The 11,850-nt window shown below is 44.1% G+C and carries 8 protein-coding genes; all 8 read left to right on the forward strand.

Annotated elements, in window-relative coordinates:
- Positions 1-11: 11 nt before the first annotated feature.
- The 8 genes from AC0YN6_RS16750 (at position 12) to AC0YN6_RS16785 (ending at position 11,830) form a co-directional block, all read left to right on the forward strand.
- Positions 12-1,325 (forward strand): carbohydrate ABC transporter permease, encoded by a 1,314-nt coding sequence (locus AC0YN6_RS16750; RefSeq protein ID WP_475748197.1) that lies wholly within the window; start codon positions 12-14, stop codon positions 1,323-1,325.
- Positions 1,322-2,167, forward strand: a complete 846-nt coding sequence (locus AC0YN6_RS16755; protein ID WP_475748198.1) for a sugar ABC transporter permease — start codon at positions 1,322-1,324, stop codon at positions 2,165-2,167. The genes AC0YN6_RS16750 and AC0YN6_RS16755 overlap by 4 nt, the downstream gene beginning before the upstream one ends.
- Before the next feature lie 4 nt (positions 2,168-2,171).
- Positions 2,172-3,836, forward strand: coding sequence for an alpha-amylase family glycosyl hydrolase (locus tag AC0YN6_RS16760; RefSeq protein ID WP_475748199.1), 1,665 nt, complete (start codon positions 2,172-2,174; stop codon positions 3,834-3,836).
- Positions 3,837-4,060: 224 nt separating this feature from the next.
- The gene (locus AC0YN6_RS16765; protein ID WP_475748200.1) at positions 4,061-5,347 is read left to right on the forward strand and encodes a glycoside hydrolase family 125 protein; all 1,287 of its coding nucleotides are present in this window, start codon (positions 4,061-4,063) and stop codon (positions 5,345-5,347) included.
- A gap of 92 nt (positions 5,348-5,439) precedes the next feature.
- Positions 5,440-6,954, forward strand: coding sequence for an ABC transporter substrate-binding protein (locus AC0YN6_RS16770; protein ID WP_475748201.1), 1,515 nt, complete (start codon positions 5,440-5,442; stop codon positions 6,952-6,954).
- A gap of 179 nt (positions 6,955-7,133) precedes the next feature.
- Positions 7,134-9,953 carry an extracellular solute-binding protein gene (locus tag AC0YN6_RS16775; protein ID WP_475748202.1) on the forward strand — a complete coding sequence of 940 codons (2,820 nt, stop codon included), beginning with the start codon at positions 7,134-7,136 and terminating at the stop codon, positions 9,951-9,953.
- A gap of 40 nt (positions 9,954-9,993) precedes the next feature.
- Positions 9,994-10,956, forward strand: a complete 963-nt coding sequence (locus tag AC0YN6_RS16780) for a carbohydrate ABC transporter permease (protein ID WP_475748203.1) — start codon at positions 9,994-9,996, stop codon at positions 10,954-10,956.
- A gap of 10 nt (positions 10,957-10,966) precedes the next feature.
- On the forward strand, positions 10,967-11,830 hold the full coding sequence (locus AC0YN6_RS16785; protein WP_475748323.1) for a carbohydrate ABC transporter permease: 864 nt from the start codon (positions 10,967-10,969) through the stop codon (positions 11,828-11,830).
- The last annotated feature ends 20 nt before the right edge of the window (positions 11,831-11,850 follow it).

Here is an 11,850-nt window from a genome sequence, read left to right on the forward strand (position 1 = left end):
AGCCAGGCGGTATGAATCGTCATCGCAGCACCGCGGCTATATTGTCGTTACTCGTAATGGGTCTTGGCCAATTGTATAACCGCCAATTTATTAAAGGCTTCATTATGTTGGTGGTTGAAGCAGCAGCACTCATGTATTTTATACCGAATTTAGGAAGAGCGATTTGGGGAGTTGTAACGCTCGGAGAGAAGACGCAAGGTCTTGAGAAAATTGGCAAAATCAGTGTTCGAGTAGAAGGAGATCATTCGATCTTTCTATTAATTGGCGGATTAATTACAATCATTTTATTTCTGCTTTTTGTCTTTATCTATGTTATGAATATCCGCGATGCTTATCTGAACGGCAAGCAAAGAGATGCAGGGGTAGTGCCTGCAAGCTTCCGGAAAACATTAGCTCATGTGACGGATCGCAATTTTCCGCACTTGTTGCTGACACTGCCGGCGCTCGGCGTATTGTTTCTAACGATCATGCCGATTATCTTCATGGTCATGCTTGCTTTCACTAACTATGCGTCGCCTGATCATATTCCGCCAGCTAAGCTGGTTGACTGGGTAGGTTTCCAAACGTTCGCCAACCTGCTGACGTTGAAAACATGGAGCCACACATTTGTAGGCGTATTTACTTGGACAATTATATGGGCAATTACGGCAACGGTAACGACTTATTTCGGTGGCTTGTTTGTAGCGCTGCTGATTGAGCAGAAGGGCATTCGCTTTAAGAAGCTATGGCGGACATTGTTCATCATTCCTTATGCCATTCCACAACTTATCTCCTTGCTCGTTATGAGAAACTTATTTAATGGTCAGTTTGGTCCAATTAATCAATATTTAAAGTATTTCGGCATGGGCAAGCTGCCTTGGCTGACAGATCCTTTTTGGGCAAAGGTTACCGTTATTATCGTTAATATGTGGATTGGTATTCCCGTATCGATGGTACTCATTCTAGGCGTATTGACAGCTATCCCTAAGGATCTGTACGAAGCGGCTGATGTTGACGGAGCAACAGGCATTCAGAAATTCCGTATTATTACGATGCCGTTTGTTTTATTCTCGACTGCGCCAATACTTATTACACAGTTCGCAGGCAACATGAATAACTTTAACGTTATTTACCTGCTTACGAACGGTGATCCGGTTAAAGGTGATTACCAATATGCAGGCAGCACGGACTTGCTTGTAACTTGGCTTTATAAGCTGACGCTTAACAACAGTCAATTCAATATGGCATCGGCAATCGGCATCATCATTTTCTTGATCGTAGCGTCGTTCTCTATTTATAACTATCGCCGTTCACGGTCATTTAAAGAGGAGGATATGATTCAATGAAAATGGGCCAAAAAACCTCTAATATGGTGCGTCTAACGCTCAGCTATATCGTTCTAATCGTGATTGCTGTGTGTGCTATCTATCCTGCTCTTTGGGTGCTGCTATCTTCGCTCCGCCCGGGGACTGCTTTATTTAGCGATAGTCTTATACCGGATAAGTTCACGATCGCTCATTATAAGGAACTGTTTACGAATCAGAGCTTTCGATATGGCATTTGGTACCTGAACACGTTGAAAATTGCAACGTTGACGATGATCTTCTCGACCATTCTCGTCACGCTTAGCATGTATGCATTATCGCGCTTCCGCTTCCGCGGTCGTCAAACGACATTAACCATTATGCTTGTACTCGGTATGTTCCCTGGATTTATGAGCATGATCGCTATCTTTATCTTTTTGCTACAGCTTAACCTGCTTGATACACACGCAGCTCTTATTATTGTATATTCTGCGGGGGCAGTGCTTGGCGGTTTTGTTGTTAAAGGCTTTTACGATACGATTCCACGGAGTTTGGATGAGGCGGCTCGAATCGACGGAGCCTCTCATATGCAGGTGTTTGTGAAAATTATGCTCCCATTGTCGCGTCCGATGTTGACCTATGTGGCGCTGACTACCTTCGCGGGCTCGTGGGTAGACTTCATCTTTGCAAGATTGGTGCTTCGCAGCAAAGACAACTGGACGCTGGCTGTCGGTATGTGGGATTTGGTCAGCAATTATCAGAACAGTAACTTTACGTTGTTCGCTGCCGGCGCTGTGTTGATCTCCATTCCGATTACGCTGTTGTTCGTCTTCTTGCAGCGTTTCCTTGTGCAAGGACTAATGTCTGGCGCTTCGAAAGGATAATAGAATGATACACAAACGTTTGCGCTTTGCAGGAGTGATTCTGTTATACTCGCTTATACTTGTCATGTTCGCCGCTTGTTCTTCAGATGAAGGGGCAAATAACGAGAATGCTGTGGTTTCACCTACCGCGGGAGAAGAGGAGCAAGGTGCTGACACAGAGACCGCCGCTGCGTCCTATACGGTAGATGAACAGCCGGGCGAGGTGTACTATGAAATATTCGTCCGTTCCTTCTACGATACGAATGGTGATGGAATCGGGGATTTGAATGGTGTCACCGCTAAGCTTGATTATTTAGAGGAGCTTGGTATTGGAGGAATATGGCTTATGCCTATTAATGCCTCCCCTAGCTACCATGGCTATGATACAACCGATTATTATGCGATTAATCCAGAGTACGGTACGCTGGAGGATCTCAAGAATCTGCTTCAAGAAGCGCACAAACGTGATATTAAAGTCATTATGGATCTCGTAGTTAATCATTCGAGTAAGGAGCATCCTTGGTTTAAGGAGGCGCTGAAAGATGAGAACAGCCCATACCGCAGCTGGTACAGCTTCTCTAAGTCTGATGAGCCTGTCAGAGCAGATGGCGCGGTTGGTGGTGATCCATGGCACAGTTATGGCAGCCTTAAATACTTAGGTATTTTCTGGGAAGGTATGCCGGATTTGAATTTCGAGGAGCCAAAGGTTCGCGAGGAAATGATTAAGATCGGGCAGTATTGGCTGGAACAAGGGCTCGATGGCTTCCGCCTTGATGCGGCCAAGCACATTTATGGAGATTTCGCTTCAACAGCCAATACGCCAGAGATTCAAGCGAAAAATAAGTTGTGGTGGCAGGAGTTTCGCGCTGGCATGAACAAGGTGAAGCCTGATGCTTATTTGGTTGGCGAGGTATGGGATTCACTCACAGTCATTGCGCCTTACTTTGATCAGGCACTAAACTCCGCGTTCCACTTTGATCTAGCCGGTCACTTGCTTAGCGCTGCGGATACAGAGAAAGATGCAGACCTAGCTTTTTCCCTAGGACGCGCATACGGTGTCTATGAGAAGTCCTCCGGCGGCACGTTTGTTGACGCGCCATTCCTTAGCAATCATGATCAAAATCGTGTAATGACGGTCTTAAATGGAAATGTCGACCACGCCAAGATGGCTGCCGCTATGCTGCTTACGCTTCCGGGCACACCTTACCTTTATTATGGTGAAGAGCTTGGCATGAAGGGAGCTAAGCCGGATGAGTATATTCGTGAGCCTATGCTCTGGTATAGCGCTGCAAATGGAGGCGAAGGGCAAACCACATGGGAGAAATCGCGCCATAATGATAAGGCAGATGAGATTTCTGTTGAGTCACAGCTGGCAGATGAGCAGTCGATGTTGAATCATTACCGCGAACTGATCAAGTGGCGGAACGAGCTGCCTGCACTGCGTGACGGAGGAATTGCTGAGTTTAAGCTAGAGCCTGCTAATCAGAAGTTAAGTGCATATGTTCGAGCGCTCACTGACGAGAGGGTACTTGTTATACACAATCTATCCAGTGAGCCGCAAACAACTGACCTTCTGTCATCCAAAACCTTTGGGCAGTTTAAGGAGATTGTTCACGCGTTCGGCATTGATACTAAGCTTGCTAATGGTAAACTCACACTGCCGGCTTACAGCACGGTTATATTAAAATAATACGTAAGAGGGAATTGCGCCTTAGGCGCTGCTCCCTCTTTTTTTATTTCGTTTCAATGCGATTTCAGCTTTTTTTGTGTTATTTTTTTCTAAAAAATTAAGGTAATTTCTAGTTGGTATATTGACATGTTAACATATTGTTTATAATATACTATTTGTAAGCGCTTATCACGATTCGCTATAGAGTTGATGAAGCATCACTACTTAGGAGGGAAAGTTTCCGAATGAATCTGTCTATTACGGATAAAAAGAAGAGCGACGCATTGATTTCCTCTCTGGAAGAGTGGCCTGAAATAGCTAAGTTTTATAGAAACTGTTTTTACAATACGCTGGAGACGACAACGGAATGGATTGAGGATGGAACTACTTTTGTATTTACAGGTGATATACCAGCCATGTGGCTGCGGGATTCATCGGCTCAAGTGCGGCATTACATTCCGCTGGCGGTTTCCGATAACCACTATCAGAACATGATAGAAGGTCTTATCAAAAGGCAAATGAATTATATCCAAGTTGATCCTTATGCAAACGCATTCAATAAAGCGCCGGATAGCAGCGGACACACTGGAGATGTAACAGAAGGCAATCCGTGGGTATGGGAAAGGAAGTATGAGATCGACTCCCTTTGTTACCCGATCCAGCTGGCATATCTGTACTGGAAGGCAACACAAAGAACGGAAATGTTTGATGACTCCTTTAAAAAAGCAGTTAATAAAATCATCGAGCTCTGGACGTTGGAACAGAAGCATACGGAGCAATCAAGCTATAGCTTCCAAAGATTTAATTGTCCAGAATCAGATACGTTAAGCTATGAGGGACAAGGCAGTCCGACGGCGTTTACAGGCATGACGTGGTCGGGCTTCAGGCCTAGTGATGACTCCTGCAAATACCATTATTTAATTCCAGCCAACATGTTTGCTGTCGTTGTTCTGCGGTACGTAGAAGAGATCGCCCAGAACATATACAAGGATGAAGCGCTTGAACTGGCTGCCAGAAAACTAGGCGGCGAGATCGATGCGGGCATAAAAGCCTACGGTATATACAAGCACGAAACATTCGGGGAAATATACGCCTATGAAACAGATGGACTTGGAAATTACAACTTGATGGATGACGCGAATGTTCCTAGCTTATTGTCGATTCCTTATCTTGGTTATACCGCCAAGGAAGATCCTATCTATCAAAATACGAGAAGATTTATTTTGAGTGAACAAAATCCCTACTATTACTCAGGTACAGCTGCTAGAGGAATTGGCAGTCCGCATACACCTCCGAATTATATATGGCATATCAGCCTGGTCATGCAGGCATTAACTTCAGACAACGATGCAGAAATACAAGAACTGCTTAGAATGATCATTACATCCGATGGCGGAACCGGTTTTATGCATGAGGGCTTCAATGTAGATAATCCTAACGAATTCACACGACCGTGGTTTGCATGGGCCAATAGTTTACTCGGTGAACTTATTTATAAGCTCGTAGAAGAAAAGAAGCAGCATCTCTTTTAATCGGTTTTTCATTCCTTTGTGTTAGAGCGGGTCTAGCTTCATTGCTGGCTAGACACGCATGACAAATATAAGATTTGAAAGGGGCAGAAAAAATGAAACAAAAAAGATTGTATTTGCTGGCAGTATGTGTCCTCATTATTTCCATCATCGCGAGTGCATGCTCAAGTAATAATGGCGGAGGAACAAACAAAGAAACTACCGAGCCTACAAACAAGTCAGAAAACACAGGAAACACAACATCGCCGAGCCCAGAAGCTCCAGCAGATAATGGAGCCCCTCCTGTACAAGATCTAGGCGGCTATAAGTTTATCGTAGCTGATAACAATGCAAACAGATGGTTTCCAGCAGAAGGAAGCTCTGATCACGCCAACGCTATTATTGATCGCATCAAGTGGGTTGAAGAAACGTATAACGTGAAAATCGAGCTGAGAAAACACTCGGAAGAAGAGTTTGGCGCTGCGGTATTAGCAGGCGACAAATATGCTGATGTCATCGTTGCTCCTACTTGGGAACTGGGAAGACATATTAACGGCAAGCGTATTGTAGACATGAATACGATTCCTAACCTTAACATGAAAGCCGCTTACTGGACGGAATTCAACACGTCCTCATTGCTTACTTATGACAATAGAACTTTTGGAACTGCGGCTCCTTTCGCTAACCAAGGTGACGAAGTATGGGTTCTAGCATTCAATAAAAGCATTATTGAAGAGCTAGGTCTCGAAGATCCATATGAGTTAGTTAAAAACAAACAATGGACGTTCGAAAAAATGCTCGAAATGGAGCAAGCGGCAAAAAGAGATTTAAATGGTGACGGTGTAATGGACAGCAATGACCGTTATGGACTTGCAACAGGACATGACTGGGATATCTCTGTCGCGCTATATCTAGCATCCGGCAATAAAATTATCGAAACAGCTGCTGATGGCAAAATGTCGTATGCCGTGAATACGCCGAAAGCATACGAGACGCTTGAAATGATCAAAAAGCTGGCGAAAAAAGGAGATACGTTCTTCCCTAAAAACGATGGCGAGGATATGGACGCTTATGTAAAGGCTTTCACTGAAGGCAAGTCGTTGTTCCTTGCTTACTCTAGAGGTAGAGGCGTTATCGATCCAATTTATGAAATGGAAAGTGACTTCGGCTTTATCCCATTGCCGATGGGCAACAATACTGATAATTATCGTACTTGGGTAAGCCATGATGCACCATCAATCGCTGTACCGGTTACGAATAAAGAGCTTGATAAAACAGGATTGATTTTGGAAGCGTTAGCTTGGAAGTCTCAAGGCGAAGAGAAGATTTGGACAGATGAGGTTGCTTTAACGCAATTGCGTGATGAGCAATCACTTGAAACGCTTTTGGAGCTGAAAAACTACGGTGTTTCTGACCTTGCATTCATCGGTCAGCAAATGCAAGGCAACGTACACAGCGGATTAGCATTGATCCCGGATGTTGGTTTCTACGATCAGAACCTAGAGCCTGCATCGAAGGTGGCTGAAATTGAGGATGCTGTAAATGTTGGTCTGGAAGAGCTTGCGCTTAGACTGAAAGGTGAATTCGTAGAGCCTGAACCAAAGCCTGAAGAAGAGAAAAAGGCAGAATAGTAGCTTTCTCATAATGGATAAGGGGCTGTTAGACAAATGATTATTTCGACTAGCATGACAGCCCCTTTTCCGTCTTTTTTTGTTGAAAAAGAAACAGCTGCGAGCCTTTTATTTCACTGAAGACAATGAATCTCTGTCCATATGGAGGATACAAATATGACGGTGCGAGTTGAACGCTTATGAACAGTAAAATAGCGAAGTTTTTAGTGGCAGCCATAGGGTTTTGTTTGTTGGCAGTGATCTGGCCGCACGCAGCATTGGCGAGCAACGACAGTGGTTTAATGAAGCTGCAAAGTTACCGCACATACCTTGAACAGCATGGTGATAAGGATGCCGGCAGTGCAGAAATTACGATCAAGGCAGATTCGTATACGAAGGTCGAGGGGGATTTGGAAACCTTTGATGATTTTGAAGGGATGGAAGGCAAATCCGTTCTAACCGGCGAAAGCGGAAAGATCGAATGGGAAATTAACGTCCCAGAAAGCGGTATGTATAATATCGAAGTGCTTTACTATCCCATAGATGGAAAAGGCAATTCTATTGAAAGAATGATATCAATTGATGGCGAAGTTCCGTATAACGAAGCAAAATACATAAATTTATCCCGTGTTTGGAAGGACATGAATGAAATAAGTCAGGACCGTAAAGGAAATGACATTAGACCGAAGCAAACGGAAGCGCCTAGATGGAGAACGGTGCTTTTACATGATTTACTTGGTTATTATAATGATCCATTAATGTTTTATTTAGAAAAAGGTCAGCATACCATTGGATTCGAATCGGTGAGGGAATCGGTGGTTTTAAATACGGTTCGTATTTATAAAGCGGAGAAACTCCCAACGTACGAAGAGGTAAAAGCAGGTTATGAAGCGCAAGGCTATAAGGAGGCAGATGCGAAGACCATTAAGGTTCAATCGCAAAATAGCTATGAAAAGTCCGACAATACCTTATATCCCGTATCAGATCGATCATCATCGATTACCGAACCGCAGGATCCATCCAAGCTTCGCTTAAACAGTATTGGCGGCGACAAATGGAAGATGCCTGGTCAATGGATTAGCTACCGATTCACGGTGGAGGAAGCTGGTTTATACAAGATAGCGACAAGGTTTAAGCAAAATAAATTAGCCGGCATGTATGTTAACCGTAAAATTTTGCTCGATGGCGTTGTCCCCTTTGAAGAAGCCAAAGCTGTGAAATTCAAGTTTGGGAACAATTGGCAGGTACAAGCGTTAGGGGATGGCAAAGAGGCGTTTTCTTTTTACCTTGAACCGGGCGAACATGAACTGACGATGGAGGTCACCCTTGGAGATTTGGCAAATGTGCTTAACAGGGTGGATGACAGTTTATTTCAACTGAATGCCGTATACCGGCAAATTCTTATGATAACCGGCGCTGAGCCGGATTTATATCGTGATTACGGCTTTAAGAAATTAATTCCTGAAGCGATAGAGGTTATGAAGGAACATGCCGCAATACTTAGGCAGGTATCCGCTGATATGGAGCTGCTGGTCGGGCAAAAAGGCGAGAATATGGTGCTGCTCGACAAAGTAGCCTTTCAGCTGGAGCAAATGGTTAAAGATCCAGAGGCCAATATTGCCAAAACATTTACACCGTTTAAGGAAAATGTAGGCGCTCTTGGAACTTGGATTTTGACGGTGAGCGAACAGCCGTTAACGATGGATTACTTTAGTGTTATGCCTGTATCCACGAAGCTTCCGAAAGCAGAAGCCTCATTCTTCAAAAAGCTAGCTTTCGAAATGAAGTCATTCACGATGTCCTTCTTTGTGGATTACAACGCATTGAATTCAGAAGAGGATGCGAATGGAGAGACGCTGGAAGTATGGCTGACGTCCGGGCGAGATCAATCGCAAATCATCAGGGAGATGATAAACGATACGTTTACACCGGAATCGGGCATTAACGTGAAGCTTAAGCTAGTACCGGAAGGTACGCTTTTGCCGTCAGTTCTGGCAGGAACCGGCCCCGATGTAGCGATGGGCAATCTTGCAGCTGACCCGATCCAATATGCACTCCGAAATGCGGTAGAGAACATTGAAGGGATGCCGAACTATGATGAGATTGTCTCTAGATTCCATCCTAGTGCATTAGTGCCTTTTGAGTTAGACAGTAAAGTATACGCTTTGCCAGAAACACAATCATTCCCTATGATGTTTTACCGCAAAGATATTTTGTTTGATATGGGGCTGAAGGCTCCTGAGACATGGGATGAATTTTATAAGTTGATCCCAGAAATTCAGAAACAAAATATGCAAATCGGTTTTCCTGCGGATATTACGGGATTGCAAATCTTTTTGTATCAAAAAAACGGGGAGCTTTACAACAAGGAGCGAAGCCGTTCAACACTCGAAGATGATTTGACGATCGATGCTTTCCAGAAGCAGACGGAATTGTTTACTACCTACAAGTTTCCAAGGGATTACGATTTCAGCAACCGTTTTCGTACAGGGGAAATGCCAATAGGCATCGCGGATTATACGACCTATAACCAGTTGATCGCGTTTGCTCCTGAAATAAAAGGGTTGTGGGAGTTTGCTCCGCTTCCAGGGACGGTCATGGAAGATGGACGATTAAATCGTGCGACACCTTCTACGGGTACAGCGATCATGATGCTTAAGGGTGTTGAGAATAAGGATGACGCATGGCGCTTTATGGAGTGGTGGACAAGTGCCGAGACGCAGTCCAGATTCGGAATGGAAATGGAAGCTATTCTCGGAAAGGCAGCCAAACAAGCGACAGCAAACATGGAAGCCCTTGTTAACATGCCTTGGACAAAAAACGAGTATGACAATTTGATGACGCAGTGGTCTTATTCTACAGGTACACCGGAGGTGCCAGGAGGTTATTATGTGACCCGGAGTATTGGATTCGCCGCCGCGACGGCTTATAACAATGGGGATCCTGAGTCGCTTCTGGATTATGTGAAAGAAACGAATACTGAAATAACGCGAAAGAGGCGGGAGTTCAAGTTGGAATGATCATGCCTTGCGACTTTACTGATTCAGGAGGACCCCATTCATGAATAGAGATTTGGTGATAACAGGAACTGTTGATCCCAAGAGGCAAGGCAGCAATATCGGGCGAAAATTAGAGGAGTTCTGGAAATCGATTAAAAAGAACAAGGTCTCCTACCTTTTTGCTGCTCCGTATATGATTTTGTTTTTTGCCTTTACAGCTCTACCCGTTATTATTTCTTTATTTTTAGGTTTTTTCTCTTTTAACCTGTTGGAAGCGCCTATATTTGTTGGCATGGATAATTATATAAGGCTGTTTCTAGGTGACGATATTTTCATAAAGGCAATCGGTAATACGTTCCTGCTCGCTGTCATGGTAGGACCTATCGGCTATATCATGTGCCTAGTGTTCGCATGGCTTATTAATGAGCTGCCAAAGTCACTGAGAACGGTCTTAACCTTGATCTTTTACGCGCCGTCCATATCGGGAAACATCTATTTAGTATGGGGCATCTTCTTTAACAAGGATGCTTATGGATACGCGAACGCTATTCTGATGCGCTATAACATCATTTCTACACCAATTCTCTGGTTCGAGAATCCGAAATATATGATGACGCTCGTGGTTATCGTTGCATTATGGACCAGCGTTGGTACCAGCTTCCTATCATTTATCGCCGGATTGCAGGGAATTGACAGAACGCTGTATGAGGCAGCAGCTATGGATGGAGTTAGAAATCGTTGGCAGGAACTATGGTATGTAACCTTGCCGTCGATGAAGCCGCAGCTTATGTTCGGCGCAGTCATGAGTATTACCGGAGCTTTCGGCGTCGGTGCGATTGTCACCGCATTGTGTGGCATGCCGAGTAACAGCTATGCAGTGCATACGGTCGTTAACCATTTAGAGGATTATGGTGCAATTCGTTATGAGATGGGCTATGCCTCTGCTATAGCTACCATATTGTTTATCATCATGATAGGGGCGAATAAGATTGTTCAAATGCTTCTGGCAAAGGTAGGTGAATGAGTTGATTCAAATCAAGCTTCATAGAAGTAAGAGCGGCATTAAACGTTCTATTTTTGCGGATTTCGGTATTTACTTGTTCTTACTATTGTTTGGCATTTTTATGATGCTGCCTTTGGTCTATGCGATTTCCAACTCGATCAAACCACTGGAGGAAATTTGGTTTTTTCCTCCTCGGTTTTTAGTTAACAACCCTACATTAGAGAACTTCAGAGATTTAATGGCAGTAATGAGCGACTCGTGGGTGCCTTTCAGCAGGTATATATTTAATACCGTATTTATAACGGCAGTCGGTACGGCAGGCCACGTAGTAATCGCTTCCCTCTGTGCCTATGTTCTATCCAAGCATAAGTTTCCAGGTAAAGGAATTATGTTCAGCACGGTTGTGCTCTCGCTTATGTTTAGTGGTGTTGTAACTCAAATACCGAACTTTATCATCATCTCTTCCTTAGGATGGATTGATTCGTACAAGGCGATTATTATTCCGGCCTTTGCATCCTCGCTCGGACTCTATTTAATGAAACAATTTATGGATCAGATGATTCCAGATGCGATCTTGGAGTCGGCTCGTATTGATGGGTCCAGCGAATGGAAGATTTTCTGGTCAATCGTCATGCCGATGGTCAAGCCTGCTTGGCTGACTCTCATCATTTTTTCAATGCAAGGTCTATGGGGAATTGGGGCGAACCACTTTATTCAAAGCGAAGAACTAAAAACGTTGAATTACGCTTTGTCCCAAATTCTTGCTGGCGGTATTGCCCGTACAGGTACGGGATCGGCTGCGGCGGTGCTAATGATGATTGTGCCTATCATCGTATTTATCATTTCACAGTCGAAGATAATAGAGACCATGTCTGCATCAGGCATGAAAGAATAGGCATGGAAGGGGAAGAATGC

The organism is Paenibacillus sp. J22P15, from assembly GCF_056269345.1.

Bases quoted from the DNA above. Each gene is read 5' to 3' on its own strand.
- AC0YN6_RS16770 (WP_475748201.1), top strand. From the start codon at position 5,440: ATGAAACAAAAAAGATTGTATTTGCTGGCAGTATGTGTCCTCATTATT.
- AC0YN6_RS16765 (WP_475748200.1), top strand. From the start codon at position 4,061: ATGAATCTGTCTATTACGGATAAAAAGAAGAGCGACGCATTGATTTCC.
- AC0YN6_RS16755 (WP_475748198.1), top strand. From the start codon at position 1,322: ATGAAAATGGGCCAAAAAACCTCTAATATGGTGCGTCTAACGCTCAGC.
- AC0YN6_RS16780 (WP_475748203.1), top strand. From the start codon at position 9,994: ATGAATAGAGATTTGGTGATAACAGGAACTGTTGATCCCAAGAGGCAA.
- AC0YN6_RS16775 (WP_475748202.1), top strand. From the start codon at position 7,134: ATGAACAGTAAAATAGCGAAGTTTTTAGTGGCAGCCATAGGGTTTTGT.
- AC0YN6_RS16750 (WP_475748197.1), top strand. From the start codon at position 12: ATGAATCGTCATCGCAGCACCGCGGCTATATTGTCGTTACTCGTAATG.
- AC0YN6_RS16760 (WP_475748199.1), top strand. From the start codon at position 2,172: ATGATACACAAACGTTTGCGCTTTGCAGGAGTGATTCTGTTATACTCG.